Origin of the sequence: Pseudoalteromonas sp. CO342X, from assembly GCF_004208915.1 — a bacterium.
Lineage (GTDB): Bacteria > Pseudomonadota > Gammaproteobacteria > Enterobacterales > Alteromonadaceae > Pseudoalteromonas > Pseudoalteromonas maricaloris.
This window is the reverse complement of sequence record NZ_SGPH01000042.1, coordinates 1-26,200: the sequence shown is the minus strand read 5'-3', so window position 1 is coordinate 26,200 and position 26,200 is coordinate 1. Positions and strand designations below refer to the sequence as shown.

Sequence of the window (26,200 nt, the reverse complement as noted above, 5' to 3'; positions counted from 1 at the left end):
TATCTATTTGATCCTATACTCACAGTGGCGCTTGTGCGGTTGTAAAACAGACAAAGCAACTGGGTTGGTATAAGCGCACATTTGTTTGATTATTTATGGCTTTTTATCGTTTTACTTAGAATAAGCAACTCGAGAAGGTAGACTACGATGGCGCGGTTCCAGATCCCTAGCGAACAAATCGGATCAATTCCTCGAAATCCCTGTTTAATAAGCGCTTACAGGGACTATAAGCAAGGAAAGATAAGTTACGCGGTTTTAAACGAAATTGCAGAGCGTGAAACACAACAAGTGATAAAAGAGCTCGAAGCGATTGGCTGTCAGGTCGTCAGTGATGGCGAGCAAAGAAAGTTTGATGGTTTTGCTCACTATTGCTTACACGATTCACCTTGCTACTCAGATCAGGGCTTGCTCGTTGATTTTAACGATGGTCACTCTCGGGTCTTTGCGCCACACCTTAAAGTTCCGCCATTTCGCTATCAACATACGGCGGATGAATTTCTCGCTTTCGCACTCAAACACGCAACTGTGCCCGTCAAACAAGCCGTTATTTCTCCTTCAATGTTGAGCTTAGTTTATCCATCTCACGGGATTGAAAATTACGATCACGAAAGTTTTATCAGTGATTTGATAACTGAGCATGTTGGCGAAGTAAAACGCTGCTTAGCACTGGGTGCACACAAAGTACAAATTGACTTTACGGAAGCGAGGCTGTCTTTAAAACTAGACCCGTCAGGTCAGACCCTCAAGTCCTTTGTTGAGCTAATCAATAAATGTCTCGCCCAATTTAGTGATAGCGAAAGGCAACGAATTGGTATTCATACCTGTCCGGGAGCTGATATTGATGCAACCCATAGCGCCGACATTGACTATAAATATCTGCTGCCTACGCTTTTCGACATAAATGCAGGAAGCTTCTACGTTGCACTTAGAGGTGAAGAGAACCCCAAGAAAACCCTGAAGCTGATAGGCAGCATCCTCAAGCCCTTTCAACGTGTATTTATTGGCGTGATTAACCCGAACAGCAGTGAAATTGAGAGCCCAAGATCCGTACGAGATCTCGTGTTACTGGCGAGTGAATTTATTCCTATTCCACAGCTAGGCACTTGTGATGATTGTGGTTTTTCGCCATTCGCCGATGATAGTTCAACAACCAGAGAAATAGTATATGAAAAAATAAAATCGCGACTAGTCGGCACACAAATGGCCGAAGAAGCACTCAATACACGTGCGCAGAAAAATTGAATTAGCCAATGGGTTATGCATGAGCGAAGTATTTCCACCTAAATCAGATGACGCAGATCTAATTGCTAAACTTGAAGATGAAGTTCTGGCATTAGAAATAGAAAACCACAAGCTGCAACAAAGGTTACGTGAGAACGAATACGATAGAAAAGCTCTGCTGGATATTCAAAAGCTTGCTAATGTCGGTACGTGGCGGCTTAACCACCTAACCTACAGCGTTAAAATGAGCGATAAACTTGCTGCCATGCTCGGTATTGATGGCGAAGCCATTACACAGTGGGACGACTTTATCAATGCACTAGATCCAAGCGCCGAGCTAGCAATAAAACAGCAGCTCCACAATGTTTTTGTTGACGGTGGAAGCACCACATTTGAGCATGTTGTAACTAGAGCTGACGGCTCCACACTTTATGTAAGACACCACTGTGAAACGCTACTAAACGGCATTGGCCAACCACTTAATTCAATTGGCCTGATGCTGGATGTCACACAAGATAAAGTCAAGGCCGCGCAATTGGAAGTGCTATCGAATAAGGATGAACTCACCAATTTATACAATCGTCGGAAAATGAATCAGGCACTACACAAGGAAACGACCGAGTGTTTAACTAACGGGCTCCCCCTCAGCACGATTATTCTAGACTTAGATCTGTTTAAGCAAGTGAATGATAGGTTTGGCCACCATATCGGCGATGAAGTGCTGGTGCGTGTGTCGCAGGAAATTCAAAATAGTCTAAGGTCAACGGACATCGCATCTCGTTGGGGCGGTGAAGAGTTTCTTATCTTATGCCCCAACACTAGTCTTAATGATGCACAGAAAGTAGCTGAGCGGATCCGTAAAGCGATTGAAGCCATTCAATTGTCCTGCCCACACAAGATCACAGCCAGTTTTGGCGTAGGTAGTTTACAAGATGGGCAAGACCTATCAGAGATGCTAAAGCGAGTTGACTCTGCCCTATACCAAGCAAAAAAAGCAGGTAGAAACTGCATACGAGTGGAGCCTGAATAACGCAAATACAGACTTAACATGCTATATCTAGCATCATGTTATCGTTTTCTGTTAAAAACTTCCTTTGAACCCTTAACAGATGGAAGCAAGAGCTTATCGTTGATTACGCACACTTCATGCGTTTGGATATCTAAAGGTATTCTTGGATCCTCAAGTTGAAGTTTGTAGCATTGGCCACTGTCAGAAACAGAAATAATTGAATATGGAGTATGAGTTGGCGCTCTGCCGCGAATAAACCCTGAATATATATTTTCGGTTATGATTATTTCTGCTGGTTGTAATATTGATGAGAACTTGTTGACTTCGGCTTCTGTCATTGCTGAATTTTTAAAACTCTCAATCGTTTCATGTTTACTAAATATCCAATGCCCAATAAAGGCGTAATTCATATTTTGCTCTTGAGCGATGCATCCTAACGATGAAAAAGTGTAAGCTATGATCCCTAGAAAGAATCTTTTCATTAACTTTTACCTTAAATTATGATGAGCTGTAGAATTGCTCTTTTTTATATATTTTTCATTACATTACCGACCTTAGCCGAGTTAATGATTTGATTCAATTCTTGACTCTAAACATTACGGTCATTATTTTGCAGTGTTTTGTAAAACTATAAACTTGGTTTCTCTGGTTTTTTGTGTTTTGCAGCTTGCTCTACACAACTAAATCAGGCTATGGCACTAACTTCACTATCGCTTTTTATTCACAGATAATTGGTAATGCATTGTCTCCTAATTTGGCATTCGTTCGAGAAGAACATAAACACAAAAGCTGAAATCTAGCCAAAATAGTTAAATCCAACCGCATTCCAAATCCAAAATGCATAAATAAAACTCAAGCAACTCAGTGTAAAAATCAAATAGTGTATTTTATAAAACCAATGCAAATCACTCATGCGCAACATGATAGGAAGACTTAGCACTTTCAAAAAGGTCGTGAGAACGATTGCTATCACCAAAGACAGTAGCAGCTTTACCTCTATGGTGGGAAAGCTTGCGTGAAATTGATATTCATCGAACACAATACCGGCATTCATTAAAACAAAGCCCAGCACTGCTGCAAGTATCATACTTGAACTAAAAAATGCCAGCTTTTCAACTACGCCAAGTCTTTTGCTTTTACGAGCTCGAACAAAACTGAACAGCAAAGTGGATAGCGATAACAACGAAGGTATCGCCAACGCCAAGTTGAAGAAAAGTGGGCTTTGTAAGAAGCTTACTCGTTCATAATCGCCAGACCACATACTCGCCGAAAAACGATTTACCGTCCTTGTCCCATCGCGATAAAAGTAAAAAATAGGCGCGTCTCGAGCTCCGGCTTGAAAGACGTCCGCTTCAAGGTGCTTCAGTTTTATTTTATTCCCTGCAACCATCATAACTAACCTATTTTGATCATCAATGGCTATCTCAGCCGCCGCATCTAATGCGGCCAGTTTTTCCAGTTGAGTATACGAACGACGAGTACTCAGAAATGTTCCAGTATAATCTTCAAGGTTTGCTTGGCTAACTTGCTGTTTTAAAACTTGCGTGTAGACATTTGCTTGGGAAGATGTGCTGAGCTGCGACTGCTTTACAAGACTTGTCGGCTTGTTTCGATAAAATTTATTAAATATCGCAGTAGGTAAAGCCTCAACAAAGTGTGCCCCGCTTCCCAACACGTTAGTTGAAACAAAAATGCCTAATTTAACTTCAGGAAAGATCACCATGTTGGCGGCAAACGTATGTGTGGCACCAGAGTGATGACGTTGCTCATAACCCTTAAGCTTGCCATCAAACATGCCATGAGCAATCCCCGTCGCCAGTGGTCTATCGTCGTATAGTCGATGTATCATTGTTTTTTGGGTGGTTGGCTGCACGAACAGGTTGTTATCCCCCATCAGAGCTGACATATAAAGCGCCATGTCATGTGCAGTTGCAGAAATGGCCCCCGCACCACCTACATGCCCAATAAATTCAAAAGGTTTGGCGATATTATTGCCTTGTCTATCCCTAAAATACCCCGTTGCAAGCTGTTGCTGTAGCTCAGGCTTCATCGCTGTTAAGGCAGCACTGGTTTTTACTGGCTCTCGTAATGTCGTGTTTTGCATACCCAGTACAGAAAAAATATGTTGCTCCATATAAGTCGCTAAATCCATACCCGACTGCAACTCGACGAGATAACCAAGCAAAGCAAAACCATAGTTAGAATAGGATACATTAACACCCGGTGGCCAAATTCTCTTGGGCATATGTGTTACGAGATATCGCTCTGTACTGAGCATTTCTGAGGCATTTTCAACGAACAAGTTACCGGCATCCGCTTCTTCAAAACCCGCCCGATGACTTAATAGGGCACGGATTGTAAGAGGCGCTTCAAAGGTGTCAGGTATTTTAAATTCGCTCAGATATTCATTTATATCAGTATCTATAGATAGCTTACCTTGCTCCACCAGCTGCATCACTGCAAGTGCAGTCATTGTTTTGGTGATAGAACCGATGCGAAATAGTGTTTTATTCGGTTTAACCATAGCTTGGCTGTATACATCAGCAAATCCATAGCCTTTGAGTAATACAATTTCACCGTCTTTGACGATGGTAACCGCAGCTCCTGGCAGATTATATTGCACCCTTGCTTTTTTGACCCAGTCATCAACATAAGTCCGTAGTCCTTTTAAATCTGGATTTTCCAAGGGCGCTTGTACATCGCTACCTGCGCTATCACGCAACAGCTGTGGGCTGTTATCACCCCACGCTTTCGCGTTAAAAAATATGCCGATCGCGATAGTTAACATCAAGACTTTTAGAACAAGTGTAATATCAACAAACTTCGTTTTCATATTAGCTTCACGTCCCTTTGTTTGTAATGCGCATCAGTGGGGCTCAAAAGGGTATACAGGAGCCCCATCGTCAAAAACTAGGTTTCTTTGAGTATTTGGAACTTCAATATCGACTAAGAGTTAGCGGTATTATCAGTTTTACCTTCGCGCTCCACCGTGCCAATCATACTCACCACTTTCTTAGATACTGCTTCAAGCTGCCTAGAAGTAGTTGCACCAAAAATGCCTTCGATAAACTCAGATCGAGTATCTAGTATCGACTCACCAACCACCTCGTTAGTGTCGGTGTTTATTAGCTTTACATTGAGCTTCAGCTCGGCATCACCCGCCATTACACCTACCATAAAGCGGCCAAATCCAGACACATAACGAAAGTGCTCGATGGTGATCTCGACTGATAAAGGTGCTTGAGCTGCACTTCCAGACTCAACAATACTGCCATTAAAGTCTTTGGCTATTAGCGCTTTTAGCTCATTAATGCTGTTAGAAAGTGACTTACTTTTAGAAACTGAGTGCGATGGAGTAATATCCAAAAATACACTTTGTGGCGTGTTCACTACAGCTCTATTCGCTGTTTTACTTGTCTCTTGAATGTGGGCGGCGCAGCCACTGAAAATGAGCACTGAGATTATTACGGCAAATATTTTAAAATGTTTCATTAGGGGTAAATTTCCGACCTTCAATATATATTCGGCTAACGGCATGCTAACCTTCGTTGGCAGCTATGGTATCAAATATTTTCCCGTAATAGGTAAGCAGTTGAATCACCTCTGCTCTTTGGCTTTGCATCGATTGTGATTTATTTGATAGGTTTAATGACCAAAGCCCGGGTTAACTAAGTTTCCTTGTGAAGAGTATTAAGCAAACTCCGAAGTGAATACATCAGCAATTTCGTTCAAGTTTTTTATTGATAGCTTGAATATATTGACTTGGTAGTTTTGCAAAAGTGCTCAAACAGAAGGAGGGAGGGGGGGAGTGGCGCACGAACTTTAAAATCATTTTAATTATAAAAAAGCATATTAAAATTTATAGCAATTCTAGCCCAAGCCTCACAACTGGTAGGGGTTTAATTTATATACAAATAAAAGATAAAAATTAAAAAGGATTAATATTGAAAGTCATGAAAAACGCTCCAATTAGTAAATCTGTTGAGTGGATACTATTAGCTAATTTTCTTGAACGGTTAGCTTATTATGGAGTGAGAGCCTTCATTGTTCTATTTTTAATGGACCAAAATGGTGGAGCTGGCTGGGACCAATCTAAAACGCTTGATTTTTACGGTAAGTTCACTATGTACGTTTATCTGGCAACATTTATTGGAGGTCTTTTCTCAGATTTTTTGTTAGGAGCATTTAAATCTACCTTGCTAGGCATTTTATTAATGTTTTTTGGGTATTTAAGTTTAGGATTCGTAGACAACCAACACCTTTTATATTCGGCTGGGTTAATTGCGTTAGGCTCTGGATTTTTCAACCCCAACATTCCAACATTAATAGCGCATCAGTTGAAAAAAATACCGAGCAAACTCGATAGCATTTTTACAGGACAATATCTAGTGATAAATCTGGGCGCATTTATAGGACCCATGACAATAGGTATTTTGGTTGAAAACGTGAGTTGGTCAGCAGCCTTCGTAATGGCTGCTGCAGTTAGCGCGCTTGTATTTATCATCATGTATAGTCAGCGTTCAGTGGTGCCACAGCAAAGCCATAAAGCCAATGTGGCCACCCAAAATCATGACTGTAACTTTTTTAGTGGAGTTGGCTTAGTAGTTGTCATTTTCTTATTGTCGACTTTATTTTGGTCTTATTTTGAAATCGGTGGTGGAAATCTATATCAAGCATTTCCTCAGATAATGAGCGAGTTAGATTTTTCGATAAATGCTAAGACTGTTATTGCTACTTGTGTTTTATGTTTTACTTTGTGGTGGTTTTTTACAGTCAGCTCTTGGTATAAGGTCGCGCTTGGTTTCCTTATATTTTCATTAAGTTGGTATCTACTTAATTACAGCATTAAAAAAAATTCAAATGTAAAAGACTTCATCATTTTTGTGATGATACTTCAAGCTATTGCGGAGGTATTTTGCTCGGCAATATTTATGTCAATTATTGCTAAACATGGATTCAAGCCATTACTAAGTACAAGCTATGCCATGTTTTTCTTTGCTACTTCGCTAGCTAGTTACTTTGCAGGTCAATATAGTGATTCATACTCTACTTTTGCACCGTTTGGTTGGGTATGTTTGATTGTTGGAGGTATTTTGGTAACACTTCAATTATCATATAACAAATATGTGACTACACAGTCCCAAGTAGAATAATGAGCAGATAAAGGCTGACACCCACGACGAACTTCAACCGTTTTTGGCTGTATCTTTGAGGTGGGTGTCTTAATCTTCCTTTAATCTTCCCTCTATTCGTAATGATTATAACGGTCGCTATTATTACATGGTGCTTTGTGGCGTCTCTTTGAATGGTGTGTCATTCGATAACTCTTCAAGCTTGTCGTTAATTTCCTTGATTTGATGTTCATTGCTTACTGACTTTTTAACTTCATTAAGCGCTATTTTATACGCCACATCTAAGGCGTCAGTCTGCGATGTTTCAATATGAGGTTTAACGCCAATCGATTCCCAATTTGTTTTCGTTTTCGGATTAATAGCCTTCGCTATTGGAATACCAGCTCTAAAACCACTTCCTAGCTCATAAAACTGCCAAGGATTTGCTCCACCTTTCGTTGTTTCCCCCACTAAAGTAGCCCGTTCAAGGTACTTTAAGTTATAAGCAAACTCCTCTGCCGCAGAGAACGTATCATTGCCAGTGAGTATGTACATGGGAGTGTCCAGATGAATTGAACTACTAACATTATCAAAAGTTCGGAATTCACGAGTAGAGTCAGTCGCTCGCCAATAAATGCTGTTTAAATGGGTGTTTGGCTTTAAAAAATAACTACTAATAAACTGCACCATTTCAGCACTGCCGCCCCCGTTATTACGAAGGTCAAATATAAGAGCATCTACATTAGATACAAATCCCATTACACTTTCTGCTATGTTTTTTGAGTTTTTCGATAATTCATCAAACCCCCAAAAGTCAACATAACCTATATTGCCATCGAGTACTTCAACACGATTAAAGCCTGAATTTTTCCGACTTAATTTGGTAAACCAAGATTCACGCTTTGTTTTATTATTCTGGCTTTCATTTGGATTTCACCATTGCACAGTAAAGTGCTTGTCAAACTTTTGCAATTCTGCGGTTAGTAGCTAGGCAAACTGTTCTTGTGACTGACTATGAGTAAATGCAGGACTTGCTTTGAGCTCTGTAAGAGCGTCTGAAATTTTATCTATCTTTTTTACTTCAACATATTGTTGCTCAATGTTATTTGTAAGCGTATTCAATATATGAGTTTTATCAATATAACTGATATCAGCATGTGCCAACGGGGACAAAATAACAAAGCCCCACGTTATAATGCCATTCCTAGATTTCATCTTTTTTCCTTTATTAGAGCAGATAATGGCTGACACCCACGACAAACTTGAACCGTTTTTTCTCTATCTTTGCGGTGGGTGTTTTAATCTTCTTTAGTCTGCTATTGTTTATTTTTTAGCGTGCTTGCAGCCGATACCGAACCTTATTGCTCGTTCCAACATTATTCGTTAATTGTAATATGCCTTTTGTTATCCCGGTTGGTATCGTAAATGTAAGGCTAGATGGTGTATGAGTTGAAGGAACAAGAGTTTTATTTCCCATTGTGATACGGGTTTTATCATCAAACCCCACTCCCTTAAGCTCATATTGCTCGCCTTCTTGAACTTTGATTGAGGCATATCCAAATATTAACGGTGAGCCCGCTTTGTATGGGCTTAATCGCACTTCATTAGAACGCTTATTTCGAGTGTAAATAAATGCCTTATATTTACGAAATGGTAGATTGAGTTCAAAGATTAGCGCTGAATTAGTGTGCGATGTTGGCGTGATATTATAAATTTCTTCACCGTTATAGATAACTACTTTTGGGTTCTCCAGCCCGGAAAAGTCATCTCCAGAAAACACAACACTATCGCCGATACGATAAATTCGAGGCAATGAATAGCCATTGTAATAGCCAGCTTGAGAGGATATTTGTACACTCGGTGAATCACTTAATTTAAAGCCTCGCACTCGCTCATATGGCTCGGCGTCATAAATATCTAAAACTTTGTCGCCATCATTATCCAGATCAATAAAATCCTCAACCCCGTCTTTGTCAGAGTCTTCAGGCCATCCTTTCGTATTGAGTTTTTCGTCGGCATCCGCTATACCGTCATTATCAGAATCAAGATCCAAAAAGTTTAATTTATCATCTTGATCTGCATTTCCTGAGCCTTCGTGCTTATCACTAATGCCGTCGCCATCACTGTCTAAGTCCAATAAATTAATTACCCCGTTGTTGTCCTCATCGAGTGTAGTACCTTGCTTTACATAATACTCATAGAAGTCATGAACAGAGTCCCTATCGGTATCAATACGAGTTGGTTCCACACCAATTGCATATTCGGCATGATCATCAATACCATCGGTGTCATTATCTTTAAATACGTAAATTTCATAGGAATAGTCCGGCGCACCACCCGACAAGTCATCAATGACGCTCAAATTGAATTTTCCATCATGGGGTATTTTAGTCAGGATATGCGCCATTTTGAGTGCGCTATGGGTATGGATCTGCGATGAGTTGATCACCAAACCACCTTGCTCAGAAAAATACACTTTGGGCTTAAAATTATCTGAGCTATAGATAATGCGAGCTGAGATATAGTCGCCCTTTTTTGCACTAAACTGGTACAAATCACCATTATCACCCGCGTTTGAAATCACCCCCTTTACTTTAAACGGAAGTTGATGCGCAACTTTTACCGCATTGCTAGGGTTATCATTAGGTTCAATCTCGACGATTTCGGGATAACGAGCGCGTTGACCGTCAAATGGAAACTCATCTTGCTCATCTAACACACCATCACCATCTTCATCTTTGTTTTGCCAAGTTCCCTTAGTTGGGTCAAGCGAGCCATTATGTGGAGTTGCAAACACAATTGTACTAGCAAGTGCCAGTGCCAGTGCCAGTGCCAATAAAATGCATCGTGATATCATAAACAATCCTTATTAATGTTGTTTTTTAATTAATTTTTCACCCTGTAACCCGCTTCATAGTTGCGCTCTTTCACTAATTATTATGAATACATTACATTGGGTGTCTTCGTTACTTTTGCTCGGGGTCTCTTTGTTATTTTTGCTGCTTTCAGTACTCAACTCCCACCCCGCTCTACGCTAAAACTGACTTTTGCACCACTGTCTGGGTTATTGCCTAGTTTGAGTTGTCCACCGTGGTTTTCAATAATGATACGAGAGAGCATCAGGCCGATGCCGTTGCCATCAGCTTTGGTGGTGTAAAATGCTTCAGCAGCTTCGTTTAGGTTAGAGAAACCGGGGCCTGTGTCTGTGACCAAAAACACTAATTTGTCAGCATCTGCGGTGATGTTGAGTGTAACTTCTGGCGAAGGTGTGCACGCTTCTTGAGCATTATTAATGAGGTGGCAAAGCACCTGTTTGATTTGGCTCGTATCAAAAAAACCGAGCAGATCGGCTGTGCTTACTATCTTTAGTTGCGGGTAGATACTTTGTAGCTGAGCGCAAAACTCATTGAGCGCGACAATTTGCTTGTGCGCAGGAGGCAGTTTGGCAAGGGAGGCATAGTTGCCCATAAAAGATTTAAGGTAATTGGCGCGCTCGTTGATGAGTGACAGTCCACTGTTAAACCTTTCTATATCTAACTCACCGTTTAGGCGCTTGGTAAGGCTGCGCGCTACTGTGCCGATCGGGGCTAAAGTGTTATTGATCTCGTGACTTAAAATACGAACAAAACGCTGTAAGGCGTCTTTTTCTTGTTGATATAAAATGCTATCGAGCTGTTTTAAAACCAGTAAAGTGTGAGGTTTATTGGCAATGTAGCAGCTGTCGTGTTCAAGTAAAAAAGCGTGCTCAGTCCCCTCTAGCATCACCGAAACCTTTCCTTGTTTTTGCTGAGCTTGTAATGACTGAAACCAGCACCAAGCATCGTCTTTGTAACAGTCAAAAAAGGTGCGCTCAGCGTAACTGTTGGCAAATGCAACGCTTTGGCTGTCAAACACGATAAGTGCACAATCAAGCTTTTCAATGATTTGTTTTAACAGGTCACTTTGCTCGGCCAGCGCTCGCTGATCGGCTTGCATGGTTTGCGCAAGCGCATTTAAGTGCTCCACCGTTGAACGTAATTGTGCGTCTTTGCCGTGTACCGCTCTTAGGGCATAATCGCCTTGGCGAAGTGATATCAACAAGGTATCAATGAGATTAATGGTGTTTTGTCTAGTCGAACCATATTTATAAGCGAGCAAAGCAAAACATAGTGCAAATACTAAGTCTATCAACATAATAAGTGTTGCTGGATAGTCGTGCACAAGGAGTAAAACATTAGTAATTACAAGTAGTAATGCACTTAACAGCCAGTGTCCAAATCGATAAAACAAGTTTGCTTATCTCCTACTCATATTTGTCCATTTTGCGATACCACGCACTGCGCGATAGTCCCAAGCTCTTCGCCGCTTTTGATACGTTACCACCGTGAAATTCCAGTCTTTTAAAGAGTGCTTGCTCAATAATTTCATCCAGCGTTAAATCATGATTTTCTGATGCGCTCGCAGTAGCAGTATTCATCGATTGCAACGCTGAGTACGGTGTAGCGTTGAGCGCCAAATCACTAGCAAATACCTGAGCATTTGAACAAGTAAACACCGCGCGCTCCATCATATGCTTAAGCTCTCTCACATTACCTGGAAAATCGTATACACTCAGTGCTTTAGCAGCACAGGGCATAATGCTCGGTGGTGGTTTTTTATAATCATGACTAAAGCGCATTAAAAAACGCTCTGCTAAAGGCAAGATATCCTCTGGACACGCTCTTAATGGCGGTATTTCTACTTCTACCGTATTTAATCGATAATATAAGTCTTGGCGAAACTGATTATTAGCAATCGCTTCATTGAGTTGGCAGTTAGTGGCAGAAATAATCCTCGCAGTATTGTCCAAGACTTTGTGACTGCCAACCGCCACGTATTTTCGCTCTTCTAGCACTTGAAGCAATTTTGCTTGAGACTGCAAAGATAAATTGGCAATTTCATCTAAAAACAACGAGCCATTACTGGCGAGTGTAAATGCCCCCACTCTATCTGCTTTCGCATCAGTAAATGCCCCCTTTTTATGGCCAAATAACTCAGAGTTAAATAGCTCGTCACTCACCGCCCCCATGTTAATCGAGATAAAACTGCCACCAGCACGACTTGAATGCTCGTGTACATACTGCGCGTAATAGCTCTTTCCTGTGCCATTTTCACCGGTCAGCAAGATGTTCATATCGCTTTGTGCCAACTGGGTGAGCTGTGTCAGTACACGCTGCTTTTTCTCACTTTGCGTAACAAAATCTACTGTGTGTTGGGGCTTTTTAAGGCGCTCGTTTTCAGCAGATAGCCGCGCTAAATGTTGTCTGTCAGCTCGCTTTTCGATTTGTACTTTGATGCTATGAGCAAGGCGCTCATCATCCCATGGCTTTGCAATGAAATCGGCCGCACCTTGCTTTAGAGCAGCTACGGCAAGGTCTAGCGTCGCCCAGCCAGTCATTACCACAATAGGTAAGAGCGGATCGATTTGAATGAGCTTAGCAATCGCCATCAGCCCTTCTTTGCCACTGGTAGTGTCTTGGGTAAAGTTCATATCCAATAGCACCAAGTCCACTTCCTGTGTACTGACATAATCAAATGCTGCCTCTGGTGTCACCACACCGTGACAAGCGTAGCCTTCATCTTCAAGTAAAAACTTCAGACTCGCCTGAATATCAAGCGAGTCGTCTACTATTAGCACCTTTTTCAAATTATTATTCCATTCTTAAGCTAACCGCAGGTTGGACTTTTATGCTGCGTTTCACCGGGATATAAAGCGCAAGGCATACCGCAGCAAATACCAGTAATAGAGTGATACTACCAGCACCAAACATAACACTAAACGGCACAATACCGCGGAAAAAGTCTACAGCAAGATAACATAAGATATAGAAAATTAATGCAGAAATAGTCAGTCCTGTAACGGTATGGGTTAGATTTTTCTTGATAAATAACAACATGATCTGACGATCTTTGGAGCCAAGCGCACGGCGAATGCCTATTTCATAGCTAGATTTGTTAATATTACTCAGGCCCATGGCATAAATACCAATTAAAGAAAGCGTCAAGGCAAATCCACCCACAATCAAAAACACATAAATGATACTGGTGAACGCCCCCATCATAGAGCGATGGTTGTCGTAGTGATCAAAAATATAGCTGGTTTCGAGCTTACTTGAGAGCCGACCTAACACGCGATAAAAGGCTTCGTAACTTTGGCTTGGCGGCAACTCAGTAATGAACTTAACCGCCATTGCATTTTCCTTTGGCGCATATTGACGAAAACTAAAATAGACTTCATGACGACGATCGCTAGCAACAACGCTCATCTCATCCACTGCAATACCAACTATTTTAGCGCTTGGCCATTTTGCATCACGTAACATCAGTGAGCGCCCCAATACTTCCTCACTGCCAAACAGCGCGTGTGCGAGAGACTGGCTAATGATCACTACGGGCGCCGCTTCTGTGTTGTCTTGTGCCGTGAAGTTCCTACCACTTTGCAATTCGCGCTTAAAAAGATGGGATACCGCTTCAATATTTATGATTTTATCGGTATAAACTTCGCCCTCACTTGTTAGCACATCAAGCTCCATCTCCCGTTGATACACGCGCCCTTCTTTAAAGGCAGGATCCAATGTCATTCCCACGACCAATGCGCTTGCCATTTTGACCGCTTTATCACTCGAAAACTCGCTTTCAGTTTGAAATTGCAGCTCAGTTGAGTACACCCCTTTGAGGGTCTCGCCGTCAATATTTCCCGCCATAGAATACATCACATAGCCTATGGTGCTCGACGCCATCAGCATAAAGCTCACTAAGGTCACCTGCAAAGACAGGAGGCGTTTTGACATCAATCCCGCCTGTTTTCCGGTTGCACCACGCGTGCCGTCTCGCAGTACATCATTGATGTTAAAGTTAGCGGTTTTCACCGCAGGTAACAGCACTGCAATAGCAAATACCAAGCTTATCAGCAGTAGTGACACCAAGATGGTGACTGTATTTAGCTGCCAATACCACCAGTACGGCATTTTGCCACCAAACATCATATTCATAAAAAAGTTCAGCGCTCGCAAACCAAGATCCGTTAGCAATAGCGCCACCACCCAACTGCTAACGCAGTAGATCAAACCCTCGCAAGCATGCTGCTGAACCACCCTTAATTTTTTCGCGCCAATCGCGGCCCGAATAGCCGACTCTTTTTGTCTCTCGATGATTTTGGCAAAAAGTAAGTTACCAATGTTGATTGAGGAAATAAGCAAAATAAGTACGATACCAGCCATAAACAGGGTAAATATAAATACCGCTTCACCGTCGGTGTTGTATTCCACCAAGGTCATAGATTCAACACGAACGGTTTTATCTACCTCAAGTGCTGACTGGCTAACGCGTTGCTGTGCATAATCAGTGAAAAATAAGCTTAAACGCTGCTCAAGCTTCGCCTCTACCGTCTCATTTGGCATCTTATAAATAATATCGATGGCATCAGTAGGTGCTGTGTTATTGCCTTTAAGTGGCAGCCAAAGTTTAGAAAATATCGGGAAGTTATTGTGTTTGGGCATCACACCGATTATCTCGTAAGGCTTTTGGTCAACGACCATGGTGCGCCCTATGACGTCTTTGCTACCTTGAAATAGATGCAACCAGAGATAGTCTGAAATCACGACCACATTTTGAGCAGCTCCCACAAAGTCCTCAGCAGTATAAAATCGCCCAAGTGCAGGTTTAATGTCCAGAAACTGAAAAAAGCGTTCATCAACATAGGAGCCTCGATAATGATTGCCTCGCTCAGCGTCACTTACCCAAACACTCGCTGGCGCAATATAAAGCCACTCCTCAAGTTGTTTAACTTCATCAAGTTCTCGTAGTTGTGGCAGCATGCTGTATTCAAACCGATTTTGCATGCTGATAGGGTTACGAACCTTAAAGATCCTGATTTCTGGGCTGCCACTACCCACTTGGCTATGTGAAAATGCCACCGTATAAATATAGTTAAAACCAATCAAAGATATGGTCAAACTGCCAACCATGATAAACATCATCAATAACGTAAAGCGCATTGATTTGGCGATGTTTCTCAGTGCATAACGAAAGTCTAGAAGTAATCCCATACTAAGCTCCAACGACTTTGCTTGCGCGCTCAAGCTGCTTTTTGTCTCTTAAAATTGTGCCATCTAGCATAGAGATAACACGGCTAGCGTAAGTCGTAGATTCGATATCATGCGTTACCATGCAAATCGTTTTTCCAGCAGCATGAAGCTCGCTTAACAACCCTAGCACTTGCTGGGCATTATTTGAGTCCAAGTTACCGGTCGGCTCATCGGCAAGGATGAGATCTGGGGAGTTAATCAAGGCTCTTGCAACTGCAGCGCGTTGCTGCTGACCGCCTGAAAGCTGAGAAGGAAAATGATTGATGCGGTTTTCTAATCCCACCATCGCCAGCGCGTCTTTGGCTTTTTGCTCCATTTCTTTTTGGCTAATGCCGCCGATATAAGTCAGCGGTAACATGACATTTTCGAGCACGTTTAAATCACTGATAAGATTAAAGGCCTGAAAGATAAAACCGATATGATTAGCGCGAATATGAGCACGCTCGTCCGAGCTTAAATTAAATGCTTGGTTACCACTGATAAAGTACTCGCCGTTACTTGGTTCATCAATCAAGCCCAAAATTGACAGTAACGTTGACTTGCCGCACCCTGACGGTCCCGTGATAGCCACAAACTCGCCGGGCTCTACTACGAGATTAATGCCGTCTAGCGCTTGAGTTGCAATTTCGTCCGTCTGAAACCGCTTTTCGATATTATTAAGTTGAATGACTGAGTTCATAATGATGTCCTGTTAACGCACTAGCACTTGGCTATCTTGAGTATATTTTTCCATATCGGAAATAATGATAGTTTGATTTTTATTAAGTCCTTCAAGCACTTCGATGTAGTTTACCGAACGCTGACCAAATTTAACCGTTTTTTTCGTGGCGAGATGCTCATCAACAACAAACACGCTCGCTTGATTATTTGCAACAGCATTGGCTGGCATTGCGACGAATATCGCCTCGGCCTTATGGCTCGTTACAATAACCCCTTCAATGTTGAGTTTATCTCTGGCTTCTCTTGGCAAAGTGCCTTCAATGCTCAGCTCTACCTCAACTTGGCTATTGGTGACTTTTGGGGAAACGCGTTTTACGATGGCGTTAAAACGCGAAGTGTAAGTATCGATTGTAGCCGACTGCCCAACTTGTACATGCGGCGCATCTAGTTCTGCGATGTTTATCTTAGCAACCAGCAAACGCGGATCTGCCACCTCTGCAACCGAGCTGGTATTAGACAATTGCATGCCCACTTCAATCAGCACATCCTGAATTTGTCCAGTAATTGGCGAGCGCACATCAAGTGCAGCAATATTCTCTTCAAGTAGCTTTATTTCGGAACGTAGACTTGCTTGCTCAGCCAGCTGCGCTTTGGCTTTTGCCTGTTGCACTTCTTGCTGAGTGGCAACCCTAGCTTGCTGTAACTCCACTTGCTTTTGACTACGCTGCATTGCAAACTCGCTGCGTTGATGATCAAGCATAGAGATAGTGCTATTGCCCTTTTCTATTAAGGTTTTTTGCGCCTGCCACTGAATTTTGTCGGCTTTATAAGCCAGCAAAGCATCATGATGTGCGGTTTTGGCCTCTTGCACTTTGGCCTTTAATTCTGCAAGTTCGGCCTCATGTTGTGCTGAAATTTTGGTAAGTTGGCTATGTTTTTGAATGAGCGCTTCGCGCAGTGATGGGTTTTCAAGCCGAGCAAGTAGCGTACCTTGAGTGACCATTTCACCCGGTTTAACCAACACTTCAACTACTTTTCCACCACTACTACTGGTAACCAAATGGCGTTTTTCCAATGCAAGACTGCCAAGTCCCTTAACACTGAGTTCAAACTCGCCCTGTTGAACTTTAGCAACGATTAACTCTTCTTGGAAAACCACGTTTGATGCACTTTGGGTATATGCTTTGGCAAAAAACACCAAACCGACCACAAGTAGCACAATAACAAGCAATGCGAGCTTCTTAAGCGGCATGCGCTTTGTTTTCGCCAGTTTTATATCCATACTCTGTACTCCACTTTGAGAATACAGATGATGAATCAAATTTTAGGCCAAATATTTTTTATATAAAAATCAATACAATACAGTAGAGCTGAGTTCGTACTCGATAAAACATGTGTCGAAATCGAGACACTAACAACTTAATAACTGTGTCGAAAGCGAAACATTTGTATTTGCTGATAATCGTAGAGCGAAATTCCATATTTTTTTAATGGAAACATCACCGTAGTATTCAAGCCTGAACTCTGTACGTGCAACGCTGTTTGGTCGTCGCTCAATGTCAGCTCACGCACGCCGAGCCAGTTGCAAAAGGTTTCACCAGAGACAGGACCACCAAAGGTAATACCTTGGTTATCAAACCGGGCAAACTGTTGCTCCGCCACACCAATAATAATGCTATAAACCAATGCAATAGCTGGCCCCATCCCCACGGCAGCCATGAGTTTTCCAGCACCATTAATGTTTGCTTGGAGTAAGTCTGGCAGGTAGACAAAACCAAGTACTGTGGCTGGTAATAACACACTATTAAGCAGTATTACTTTGCGTAACTTGGCACTTCGACTTTTGCTTAGTTCTTTAAATTCAAGATTCATACGGTACTTTCGCACTCACTATAAAACTACGGATGCACTAAGTGCAATACGCTGCGAGCTTCAAGCCATGCAACCAATTCATTCTGATATTCCGTTGCGGGCTGCGCCAATTGAATACCGTAGCTAAATAAACGATAAGCAAGCACAGCATAAAATGCATCGACCATAGTTGGCTTTGCAAACATAAATGGGGAGTGAGCCGCAGCAAAAAGAGTCTCTACCCTTTTTAGTTCGCGCTTTGCCGCATCCGACAAATTTATTGACGTATTTGGCGTGAAAGAAAAAGGTAATTCACAGCGTAGCGCAGTGAAGCCAGCGTGCATCTCAGCGACAAGACTACGTGCCTGTGCACGCTCATAAGGGTCTTGTGGTAGCAAACCGCCTTCACTAAGGTCGTTGAAGAACTCTGCAATCGCGAGTGAATCAGTAATGACATGACCTTCCACGAGCAAAACTGGTACTTGTTTAGTCGGCGATACATTGGCCAACTTTGCTTTGTCATCACAAGAGGTCAAATCGATAAGTTCAATGTCTAACTTAATATCTAGGATAGACGCACATAACAGCGCTCTTAATGACCAAGTTGATTCGGTCCCAATTACCAATTTCATTTAATTTCCTTTATATTTTTGAGTATGTTGCTGTTTGCGCCTCGTGCAATGCGCTAAGACTTTGAGCTTTTCATCTTCGCTGTAACTTGTCCAGCCGGTGATTTCGTCCAACGTTCTAAAGCAGCCTAAGCACACATCTTTATCATCCAAACAACACTTTCTGATGCAAGGGGACTGGACTAAATTACAACTAGAGTGTGACATCGCAGCTCCCTCATACAGATTTACTCAAAATAGCTTGCCGGAAAACAAGACTCTCTCTTTTTGCCTTTAAAATGATGGCAGACCTCTCCAGTCTCAGTATTAATCAAAAAAGAGTGGTCAATATCCTTAAAGTAAAACCAAATAAATTCCATACCTTCCTCTGAAAAGTGCTGTTCAAAAGTCGGCTCATCAAAATGCGCCGCCAGCGCATCAATATCTGTTATTTCGTCGTAGCTAACGGCATAGACAGCTAAGCTCGTGAACGTGGCTAAAACAAAAAATAGCTTAACTAGGCCAATATGCATCTTAATACCTATAGTCATTTTATTGGACGAAACACACCATCTTCATCAATCAATATGCAAACTGGGCGGGGCTATCCCCACCACATACGCACTACCTGTTGCGCGTCGTTTAACTCAATATTGAGTCGCTGAGGTTGATGATCTTGGGTAAGCATATCTCCAGATTGGTACACTCTAACCACCTTACCAACGATTGTTTGTAGGGATTTTGAATAATCAATATCTTGCACCACTTTATCCTCATTTATGCTTGGAATTTAAAGCCAACGACGCACTCTCCTTTGATAGCGTAAATAGGCATCTCCAAAAGTTTGTTCCATCATCTTTTCTTCAAATTGAATGTACCATCTGTCGGCAATAAGTAAAAAAGCAATCACAAACAAAAATGACACAAGTGCACCACCGGTTAATACAGCATAGCCCAGTAATGCAATGACAAAACCTAGGTACATGGGGTTGCGGGTATATTGAAATACCCCAGCTTCCACTAATTTATCAGGCTTATTGAAAGTCATAATATTGGTTTCTTCCTTCGCGAATATCGTGCTGCCCGACTTGGCCAGTGCAAACCCCAAAGCAATCGGTACTAACCCTAATAGATTGAAAGGGTAATAAATAAAATGTGGTGCAGCAGTTAACCAACACACCACAGGCATCAATATGACAAATAAAAGCAGTAAATTAGGAGGCAGTAGCTTTTGCATGATGTTATTCCTTATCTGTAGGACAAAAATTAAAGATAAGGTAATGCGAATTTTGTTGCTGCGCCTTAACCTATGTTAAGCCAAGCTCTTTTCTAATTCTCGACAGTGATACATCCGTGATCCCAAGGTACATCGCGATATGGCGCAATGCAACCGAGCGGCTTAATGCTTGATTTTCTGTGATAAAGCGTAAATACCTTTCCTTTGCACTTAACTGGAGTAACGCCGCTTCGCGTTTCTCTTTTTTAAGCACTAACTGTTCATAAATTTTGCGCACAAACCGCCCCCAGTTGAGGTTTTTCTCAGATACAGTGACTAAGTCAGCATAGCGAATTTCGGCAATCACACTGTCCGTTAGCGCTTGCGTTGAAAATGGACTCGGCTGCTCTTCTAGATAACAAGATAAACAAGAGAATGCCCCGCCCTTCTGTAGCAGAGATTTGTTCCGTTCATTACCCTTTTCATCTAGGTAGAAATAACGTCCATATCCATCTAATAAGAAATAAACACTCGAGATTTTCTCACCCTGTTCGAATAGCATCGTATCGGCTGTGATATGACCGATTTTTATATACGGAGCCATAAGCAGCCAATCCTCGAGTGAAAACTCCACTAACCGCCCATATACAGCTAACCATTTTTGATAATTTTCGTTACTTGATTTAGACATTAATGTAAGTGCTTTTCGAATAGTAACAGGATTTTATTGTCGTAAGGCATCGTATCGAACTGCTGATATCCAAGCTTTTGGTATATGTGTTGTGCTCGTGTATTATCAGCAAATACATCTAGCCAAATGCGCGTTATACGCAACTCCTCTAACACATATTTTTCCATCTGATTTATCGCTTCTTGCCCTATTCCCAATCCCTTTTTAGCAACCACAATCCGGCGAAATTCAACACTTTTCAGTTCTAGTTCAACGGCTAAAATAATAAAGCCAACTATTTCACTGCCTGAGTGGATTGTTAAATAGTGTATGTTGGATTCAGAAAATAACTGCTGATGAGCAAGCAGCGAATTGCTCAAGATAAATTCCTTATTATCATCCGCATTCTCCATTTCGCTCAAAGCTGGAAGTTGTGTAAAAACACCTCGAACTAATGTGACCATCTCATTCGCTTTTATACTTAAGTAAAAGTTTCGAATTAAGTTCACTAATAAAAAGGCTATCCTGTAATCTCGATTCTTGTTCCATTAGCCACTCCTCAAAAGCCTCTAAAGTAACGGATTGATAGAGCTTCGCTAGCCAATCTTGAAGCGAAACATTAAAAACATCACACAAAGCTTGCTGACATAACCAAAGATTTTCAGGCATAGCCATATTCTTACCATACTTGATGAGCTGAGAATGCTGAAAAACACTTTTTATTCCAACAAGGCCAAGCTTTCCCTGTTCATCTATGGGCGCAAGGCAATTATCTTGCACGAAACTCGGCGGTGATGGGAATTCAAACACGAACTCGGGAGATTCATAATTGACGTATGCATATTTGACAATAGCGCCAGCTGATAAATTAGTTGCTTCACATGGGATGGTAAACGGAATATTGAGACTGCATTCATTTTCACCAAGTGCGTAGCTATCATAAACGACGATATCCGTTTGCAACTTAAAGCCATCTCCTGGCTGGTGGCTATCTGGGATAACCAGCTTCCCACTTAATAGCGTATCGTCACCACCACTGAGTTTCTGTACCGAAGATTTCTGTAAGTTAAAAAACTCTCCAATGTGTATTTGATCCCCTTTTCTATTTAATGTTGCCGATAATGCGATAGACTCAGGGATCAAAATACCGTCTTCTTTGAGGTAGGGAAATAGATGCTTGAAGATCCAAACTTGTGGCTCTCTTTTTAGTAGTGCCGTCATCGTCTCGGAAATCACGATATCAAAGCTACATTTTTCTTCACCCTGCCATTTTAATGCATCGTAACAAACCAGCTGTTCGATACAGTGCTCGACATCAAAAGTATCAATTAACTTTTTCACCGCTACGACATTTTCTGGGTGTATATCAAGTAGGGTAGCTTTTATAGGAAGACTGGGGCGTAGTGCTAACAATGGAAGCAATAGCGTGGCGTAGGGACCGGTGCCTGCGTATAAAATACGAACTTCGGATAAGCCTTCACTCAATTTATCTTCAATCGCTGCTTTTACGCCCTGCATAAAAACCAAACTACGCAGCTGTTCTTGAGAACATTTAGCGGCCTGAACAGGGGAAATGGCTACACCATACTCAGTGTGAACACTACTCCAATCATTCAAATCAAACTGAGTATCAACGCCACTCAATTTACCAAAACATTGCACGAACTCGTCAAACAATACAGTCAATTCAGGAGACTGCTTATTTGCGGAAAAAATTCCTGCTAAACATCCGAGATTAAAGCTATTAAGATCCATTTTCTTTCCTGTGATATATAAGATTTATTGGGCTAACGACTTCTTTTTAATGAATTATTATTTAAGAATAGTGTGAAAATATTAGCAATAAAAATATTCAATTAACTTGCTGTGTTGCTAATGCATTTTGGCTTCACCATCTCAGCAACGTTCGAAACAATGAGAAAAGGCATATTCCCCACTTAATGATCCTACGTCATGAAATTGTTAATGATAAAAGAATTAAAAAATTAAAAATCCCATTTTCCGTAACAAAAAGTTGAAATGACACCCAAAAAGGAACTATATTTGTTCAAATCCTGATCCAGGATGTAAACAAAACAAATAAAAATCATAACAAGTATGATGGGGAAATCCGATGTCAACTCTAAATAAGTCAGCACTCGCAATCGCCGTAGTGACAGCTTTATCTTCTTCTACCGTTACCGCTGCGACGTACAATCAATATAATTTTGAAAACAAACCTCCTTTACAAAGCCAATATCCCGATTTTAAAAACAAACAGGCGAGAAAATCAACTCACAACGTCGTTACGTGGTTAGTTAAATTACACACACCTTCTATTGCAGAACAAAGCCTTACTGGTATTAACGTCAAAAATGCAACATCAAGTATTCAGCAAGCTCAACAGAGCGTAGAAACCGCAATCGCTAGCACTAGTCCTACGCTGCAGGTTGTCGCTAAAACGTCTAAGCTATCTAATGCAATTATCGTCAATGGCGAAGAAGCTGAAGTTAACAAACTACTACACAATCCATTGGTACATTCTGTGTTACCTGTATTTGATTATAAATTGAATGTGGCAGACAGTGCCGACTACATAAAGGCAACGCCTTTAGTTTCCACTGGTGAAGTTACAGGTGAAGGAGTTCGTGTTGCGGTACTTGATACGGGTATTGATTACACCCACCAAGCGTTTGGTGGCCCTGGCACAGTTGAAGCTTATGAAGCGGCTGCAAGCAACCCTGCAGATACGCCGGCTTGGCCACAAGGCTTAGTATTAGGTGGATATGACTTTATCAACAACGATCCAGATCCAATTGATGCAGGTACTAACCACGGTACACACGTTTCTCATTCAGTAACAGGTATCGCACCAAACGTTGAATTATTTGTTTACTCCGTCTGTGCAGAAACTTGCCCTGGCTTGGCTCAACTTTTAGCGTTGGAATCTGCAATGGATCCCAATGGGGACGGTGATATTTCTGACAGAGTAGATGTTGTTAACATGTCACTAGGCGGAGATTTTGGCGATAATCGTGCAGGTGCAGTTCAAGAACTTATCGATAAAGCCGTGATGCTAGGTACTAACGTTGTTATCTCAGCAGGTAATGATGGCCCTACACCATTTATAGTTGGTGGTCCAAGTACAACAGATAATGCACTTTCTGTTGGTGCTATGGAGCACTCTGTCATAAAAGGTCAGCACATTTTAGCGTCCTTGATGGGCGAAACGACTGAAGCTGGTGCGGCAAGTTTTAACCCTGAGGGCTTTGAAGAGTTTGAATTTAGTAGCGACACAACCCCGCTAGCATTTGTTGAGACTGAAAAGAACGAGCGCGGAGATGCAACATCTATTGCTTGTGATCCTTTTGCAGATGAGGTCGACTTTACGGGCAAAGCTGTCCTCGTTGACCGCGGTGCATGTAACTTCACCCAAAAAGTGCTAAACGCCCAAGCGAAGGGCGCTAAATTGGTTATGATTGCCAATAATGTTGAAGGTGGTGGTCCAACAGAGCCTGGAGGCAGTGCTCCAGGTATTGAGATCCCAACTATTGGTTTGAGCTACAGCCAAGGTAAAGCACTTAAACAACAGTTATTGGCTGGAAACAATGTTGCCTATAATGTGAATGCCACAATCATTCTAAAAGAAGGCATGATCGCGTCATTTACCTCTCGTGGACCTTCTATCAGCGGAAGGTTAAAACCTGAAATCACAGCGCCAGGTGTTAGCATTATGACTGCACATCCAGGCCTTGGTGATGGACTCACTCCAGCAAGTGGAACTTCATTCTCTGGCCCTATTACAGCTGGAGCCATGAGTATGCTTAAAGAAGCACTACCAAATCGCAATGGTTTTGAACTAAAAGCAACATTAATGAACGCGGCTAACTTAGATGTTACCATGGAGCCTCGCTCGCAAAACCCAAATGCTGCGCTTGCGCCAATCAGCTTTATCGGCTCAGGTCTTGTAGATGTTGAAAAAGCGGCAAACCTTCCAGTTGCAGCATGGGCTGAAGATACGATGCAAGCAGCGCTATCATTTGGCTTGGTGTCACTATCTGAAACTTCATCTATCACCAAGAAGGTAGTCGTTAAAAACTTCTCGAATCAAGAACAGACCTATACATTGGCATATGAGCAGCGATTTACTGACGACGCAGAGCGTGGTGCACTCAGTATGGCCTTTCCTGAGTCGATCACCGTTCCTGCAGGACAAACCATCTCGTTTGACGTCACAGCAACTATAGATCCAACTAAACTGCCTGAGTGGACATTAACTTCTGCCAACATGGCATTCTTGGATGCAACACACGACCTTACAACGTTAGAGCTTGATGGTGCATTGAACTTTATGTCTGGCGACGCAAAAGCGCTGCACTTGGTTTATCATGTGCTACCAAAAGCCGCCGCGAATGCTAAAGTCATGCCTGTCGTTGATGACCAAGGTGCTAGACACGTATTAACCAATACTGGCGCTGCGACTTTAGAGCCATTTTTCGCTCCAACTGTTGCAAAAGATGAAACAGGTGATAGCGAACGTTTAGATATAATCGGTGCTTCTGTAGAAACAACTTCAGTTCCAACTAGCGTTTGTGATACCGGTTACATGCTATTCACGACCATGGTTACTAATCAACCTATTATCCACACTTATCAAGGTGGCTTTATGGCTGATTTCGATTTGCCAGCTGAAGGTGAGACATCGCCAGATGGCACTTATGATGTAACTGTTCAAAACGGCAAGCAAGAATGGTTTGGCAATTTCCTATCTGGTAGCGCTATCTCATTTACTCATGGTTATGGTTCAGGAAGCGGTTTTATTACTAATATTAACTTTGCATCAGGTAATAATTTCGTCACCATGAGCAGTTGTGCCGATGCATTTGGACTTACTGCCGAGCAGATCGCAACTGGAGTGGAAGCCAAAATTCGCTTCCGCACGGAAGAAGAGACTTGGATGCCTATCCCTTCTAACTCATTAGATGAAGCTTTCGCGAATAGCTTTATGATAAAAGCACCAGCAATGGAAGTAGCTACAACTGAAGCGGAAGGTTTAGCTATGCTCGTTGATGATGCTGGTAATGAAGTAACAGAGCTTGCACCTGGTGAGTCAGCAAACCTAACTTTCTCCGACAATGATTTCATGATTCTATCAAGTAACGGGGCGGTGCCAGTTATTGTTTCTCCGTCAGAAGAATCAGCGAAAGCGCCAATCATCACCGCTGATCAGTCATTCTCTGTCGAGGAAAATGCAGCAGTAGATACCGTTATTGGCCAGCTAGAGGTTGAATACGCATCTGACTTTGCGAACCCAGTTTCTGAGTTTATTGTTATTGCTTCAACTTCTTCAGCTATCACGGTTAATTCATCAGGACAGGTCATTGTCGCCAACAGCGAGCAACTAGACTTCGACTCAGGACTAGAAAGCGTTGAGCTTGAAGTCGTGGCGACTGATACCGGTGGCAATGTATCTGAGCCTGCGAAAATTATGGTCGAGGTAACAAACTTAATGGATGAAGAGTCAGAACAGCCGACTCCAGATCCAACGCCTACGCCGACACCATCAAAATCTTCAAGTGGTTCACTATTTTGGTTACTACTAGCTGCACCACTAGCGCTGCTACGTAGAAGAAAATAACACCCTACATTTTGTAATTAAGTAATGAAATGGCGAGCATTATGCTCGCCATTTTTATTTAACCTGAGGTTTGGATAAGGAATGTTCCAACTCATTGTTGCTAAAGCACAACTTAGTTTTTTCCTTGTCTAG

Annotated in this window: 24 protein-coding genes; 4 read left to right on the top strand and 20 right to left on the bottom strand. The window is 42.0% G+C overall.

All coding sequences use genetic code 11. The features are described 5' to 3' along the window. Positions 1-147: 147 nt before the first annotated feature. Positions 148-1,242, top strand: a complete 1,095-nt coding sequence (locus tag EXT47_RS22155) for a 5-methyltetrahydropteroyltriglutamate--homocysteine methyltransferase (RefSeq protein WP_039496428.1) — start codon at positions 148-150, stop codon at positions 1,240-1,242. A gap of 19 nt (positions 1,243-1,261) precedes the next feature. Continuing rightward, positions 1,262-2,251 carry a GGDEF domain-containing protein gene (locus tag EXT47_RS22150; protein WP_052258326.1) on the top strand — a complete coding sequence of 330 codons (990 nt, stop codon included), beginning with the start codon at positions 1,262-1,264 and terminating at the stop codon, positions 2,249-2,251. A gap of 38 nt (positions 2,252-2,289) precedes the next feature. Here the strand turns inward: EXT47_RS22150 and EXT47_RS22145 are convergent, their stop codons facing one another. The 3 genes from EXT47_RS22145 to EXT47_RS22135 all read right to left on the bottom strand — a co-directional run bounded on the left by EXT47_RS22145 (position 2,290) and on the right by EXT47_RS22135 (position 5,722). Continuing rightward, on the bottom strand, positions 2,290-2,712 hold the full coding sequence (locus tag EXT47_RS22145; protein WP_039496426.1) for a hypothetical protein: 423 nt from the start codon (positions 2,710-2,712) through the stop codon (positions 2,290-2,292). 314 nt (positions 2,713-3,026) lie between these two features. Further along, positions 3,027-5,063 (bottom strand): serine hydrolase, encoded by a 2,037-nt coding sequence (locus EXT47_RS22140; protein WP_130127610.1) that lies wholly within the window; start codon positions 5,061-5,063, stop codon positions 3,027-3,029. A gap of 113 nt (positions 5,064-5,176) precedes the next feature. After that, on the bottom strand, positions 5,177-5,722 hold the full coding sequence (locus EXT47_RS22135) for a DUF4410 domain-containing protein (RefSeq protein WP_130127609.1): 546 nt from the start codon (positions 5,720-5,722) through the stop codon (positions 5,177-5,179). Positions 5,723-6,183: 461 nt separating this feature from the next. Here EXT47_RS22135 and EXT47_RS22130 point away from each other — a divergent pair, with 461 nt between their 5' ends. Continuing rightward, positions 6,184-7,383, top strand: a complete 1,200-nt coding sequence (locus EXT47_RS22130) for an MFS transporter (RefSeq protein WP_240701660.1) — start codon at positions 6,184-6,186, stop codon at positions 7,381-7,383. Between the two features lie 123 nt (positions 7,384-7,506). On the opposite strand, the gene EXT47_RS22125 is transcribed toward EXT47_RS22130, so the two are convergent. The 17 genes from EXT47_RS22125 to EXT47_RS22045 all read right to left on the bottom strand — a co-directional run bounded on the left by EXT47_RS22125 (position 7,507) and on the right by EXT47_RS22045 (position 22,206). After that, a complete protein-coding gene (locus tag EXT47_RS22125) occupies positions 7,507-8,169 on the bottom strand; it encodes a S41 family peptidase (protein ID WP_130127607.1) in 663 nt (220 codons plus the stop codon). Between the two features lie 159 nt (positions 8,170-8,328). Beyond that, entirely contained in the window at positions 8,329-8,556 is a 228-nt protein-coding gene (locus EXT47_RS22120; protein WP_130127606.1) for a hypothetical protein, read from the bottom strand. A gap of 115 nt (positions 8,557-8,671) precedes the next feature. Continuing rightward, entirely contained in the window at positions 8,672-10,198 is a 1,527-nt protein-coding gene (locus EXT47_RS22115; RefSeq protein WP_130127605.1) for a cell surface receptor IPT/TIG domain-containing protein, read from the bottom strand. Positions 10,199-10,353: 155 nt separating this feature from the next. Next, positions 10,354-11,610: a PAS domain-containing sensor histidine kinase gene (locus EXT47_RS22110; RefSeq protein WP_130127604.1), complete on the bottom strand. Its 1,257-nt coding sequence runs from the start codon at positions 11,608-11,610 to the stop codon at positions 10,354-10,356. 13 nt (positions 11,611-11,623) lie between these two features. Further along, on the bottom strand, positions 11,624-13,006 hold the full coding sequence (locus tag EXT47_RS22105; RefSeq protein ID WP_039496412.1) for a sigma-54 dependent transcriptional regulator: 1,383 nt from the start codon (positions 13,004-13,006) through the stop codon (positions 11,624-11,626). A 4-nt stretch (positions 13,007-13,010) separates the two neighbouring features. Beyond that, positions 13,011-15,407 (bottom strand): ABC transporter permease, encoded by a 2,397-nt coding sequence (locus EXT47_RS22100; RefSeq protein WP_039496411.1) that lies wholly within the window; start codon positions 15,405-15,407, stop codon positions 13,011-13,013. Between the two features lies 1 nt (position 15,408). After that, positions 15,409-16,125 carry an ABC transporter ATP-binding protein gene (locus tag EXT47_RS22095; protein WP_039496409.1) on the bottom strand — a complete coding sequence of 239 codons (717 nt, stop codon included), beginning with the start codon at positions 16,123-16,125 and terminating at the stop codon, positions 15,409-15,411. Between the two features lie 12 nt (positions 16,126-16,137). Next, positions 16,138-17,388: an efflux RND transporter periplasmic adaptor subunit gene (locus tag EXT47_RS22090; RefSeq protein WP_130127603.1), complete on the bottom strand. Its 1,251-nt coding sequence runs from the start codon at positions 17,386-17,388 to the stop codon at positions 16,138-16,140. A 137-nt stretch (positions 17,389-17,525) separates the two neighbouring features. After that, entirely contained in the window at positions 17,526-17,978 is a 453-nt protein-coding gene (locus EXT47_RS22085) for a hypothetical protein (RefSeq protein ID WP_039496405.1), read from the bottom strand. A 26-nt stretch (positions 17,979-18,004) separates the two neighbouring features. Further along, positions 18,005-18,589 carry a glutathione S-transferase N-terminal domain-containing protein gene (locus EXT47_RS22080; RefSeq protein WP_130127602.1) on the bottom strand — a complete coding sequence of 195 codons (585 nt, stop codon included), beginning with the start codon at positions 18,587-18,589 and terminating at the stop codon, positions 18,005-18,007. Then, positions 18,590-18,793: a DUF1289 domain-containing protein gene (locus tag EXT47_RS22075; protein ID WP_130127601.1), complete on the bottom strand. Its 204-nt coding sequence runs from the start codon at positions 18,791-18,793 to the stop codon at positions 18,590-18,592. A gap of 20 nt (positions 18,794-18,813) precedes the next feature. Then, positions 18,814-19,098 (bottom strand): hypothetical protein, encoded by a 285-nt coding sequence (locus tag EXT47_RS22070; RefSeq protein ID WP_130127600.1) that lies wholly within the window; start codon positions 19,096-19,098, stop codon positions 18,814-18,816. A 71-nt stretch (positions 19,099-19,169) separates the two neighbouring features. Next, positions 19,170-19,328, bottom strand: coding sequence for an I78 family peptidase inhibitor (locus EXT47_RS22065; RefSeq protein ID WP_239359693.1), 159 nt, complete (start codon positions 19,326-19,328; stop codon positions 19,170-19,172). 27 nt (positions 19,329-19,355) lie between these two features. Beyond that, a complete protein-coding gene (locus EXT47_RS22060) occupies positions 19,356-19,802 on the bottom strand; it encodes an isoprenylcysteine carboxylmethyltransferase family protein (RefSeq protein WP_130127598.1) in 447 nt (148 codons plus the stop codon). Positions 19,803-19,872: 70 nt separating this feature from the next. Next, positions 19,873-20,472 (bottom strand): Crp/Fnr family transcriptional regulator, encoded by a 600-nt coding sequence (locus EXT47_RS22055; RefSeq protein ID WP_039496397.1) that lies wholly within the window; start codon positions 20,470-20,472, stop codon positions 19,873-19,875. Next, positions 20,472-20,915 carry an N-acetyltransferase gene (locus tag EXT47_RS22050; RefSeq protein WP_039496395.1) on the bottom strand — a complete coding sequence of 148 codons (444 nt, stop codon included), beginning with the start codon at positions 20,913-20,915 and terminating at the stop codon, positions 20,472-20,474. Before EXT47_RS22050 ends, EXT47_RS22055 begins: the two co-directional genes overlap by 1 nt. Position 20,916: 1 nt before the next feature. Further along, positions 20,917-22,206, bottom strand: a complete 1,290-nt coding sequence (locus EXT47_RS22045; RefSeq protein WP_039496393.1) for a hypothetical protein — start codon at positions 22,204-22,206, stop codon at positions 20,917-20,919. A 358-nt stretch (positions 22,207-22,564) separates the two neighbouring features. Here EXT47_RS22045 and EXT47_RS22040 point away from each other — a divergent pair, with 358 nt between their 5' ends. Further along, complete coding sequence (locus EXT47_RS22040; RefSeq protein ID WP_130127597.1) at positions 22,565-26,068, top strand: S8 family serine peptidase; 3,504 nt, start codon at positions 22,565-22,567, stop codon at positions 26,066-26,068. Positions 26,069-26,200: the final 132 nt, after the last annotated feature.

Bases quoted from the DNA above. Each gene is read 5' to 3' on its own strand.
- EXT47_RS22155 (WP_039496428.1), top strand. From the start codon at position 148: ATGGCGCGGTTCCAGATCCCTAGCGAACAAATCGGATCAATTCCTCGA.
- EXT47_RS22150 (WP_052258326.1), top strand. From the start codon at position 1,262: ATGAGCGAAGTATTTCCACCTAAATCAGATGACGCAGATCTAATTGCT.
- EXT47_RS22145 (WP_039496426.1), bottom strand. From the start codon at position 2,712: ATGAAAAGATTCTTTCTAGGGATCATAGCTTACACTTTTTCATCGTTA.
- EXT47_RS22140 (WP_130127610.1), bottom strand. From the start codon at position 5,063: ATGAAAACGAAGTTTGTTGATATTACACTTGTTCTAAAAGTCTTGATG.
- EXT47_RS22135 (WP_130127609.1), bottom strand. From the start codon at position 5,722: ATGAAACATTTTAAAATATTTGCCGTAATAATCTCAGTGCTCATTTTC.
- EXT47_RS22130 (WP_240701660.1), top strand. From the start codon at position 6,184: ATGAAAAACGCTCCAATTAGTAAATCTGTTGAGTGGATACTATTAGCT.
- EXT47_RS22120 (WP_130127606.1), bottom strand. From the start codon at position 8,556: ATGAAATCTAGGAATGGCATTATAACGTGGGGCTTTGTTATTTTGTCC.
- EXT47_RS22115 (WP_130127605.1), bottom strand. From the start codon at position 10,198: ATGATATCACGATGCATTTTATTGGCACTGGCACTGGCACTGGCACTT.
- EXT47_RS22100 (WP_039496411.1), bottom strand. From the start codon at position 15,407: ATGGGATTACTTCTAGACTTTCGTTATGCACTGAGAAACATCGCCAAA.
- EXT47_RS22095 (WP_039496409.1), bottom strand. From the start codon at position 16,125: ATGAACTCAGTCATTCAACTTAATAATATCGAAAAGCGGTTTCAGACG.
- EXT47_RS22090 (WP_130127603.1), bottom strand. From the start codon at position 17,388: ATGGATATAAAACTGGCGAAAACAAAGCGCATGCCGCTTAAGAAGCTC.
- EXT47_RS22085 (WP_039496405.1), bottom strand. From the start codon at position 17,978: ATGAATCTTGAATTTAAAGAACTAAGCAAAAGTCGAAGTGCCAAGTTA.
- EXT47_RS22080 (WP_130127602.1), bottom strand. From the start codon at position 18,589: ATGAAATTGGTAATTGGGACCGAATCAACTTGGTCATTAAGAGCGCTG.
- EXT47_RS22075 (WP_130127601.1), bottom strand. From the start codon at position 18,793: ATGTCACACTCTAGTTGTAATTTAGTCCAGTCCCCTTGCATCAGAAAG.
- EXT47_RS22070 (WP_130127600.1), bottom strand. From the start codon at position 19,098: ATGCATATTGGCCTAGTTAAGCTATTTTTTGTTTTAGCCACGTTCACG.
- EXT47_RS22060 (WP_130127598.1), bottom strand. From the start codon at position 19,802: ATGCAAAAGCTACTGCCTCCTAATTTACTGCTTTTATTTGTCATATTG.
- EXT47_RS22055 (WP_039496397.1), bottom strand. From the start codon at position 20,472: ATGTCTAAATCAAGTAACGAAAATTATCAAAAATGGTTAGCTGTATAT.
- EXT47_RS22050 (WP_039496395.1), bottom strand. From the start codon at position 20,915: ATGGTCACATTAGTTCGAGGTGTTTTTACACAACTTCCAGCTTTGAGC.
- EXT47_RS22045 (WP_039496393.1), bottom strand. From the start codon at position 22,206: ATGGATCTTAATAGCTTTAATCTCGGATGTTTAGCAGGAATTTTTTCC.
- EXT47_RS22040 (WP_130127597.1), top strand. From the start codon at position 22,565: ATGTCAACTCTAAATAAGTCAGCACTCGCAATCGCCGTAGTGACAGCT.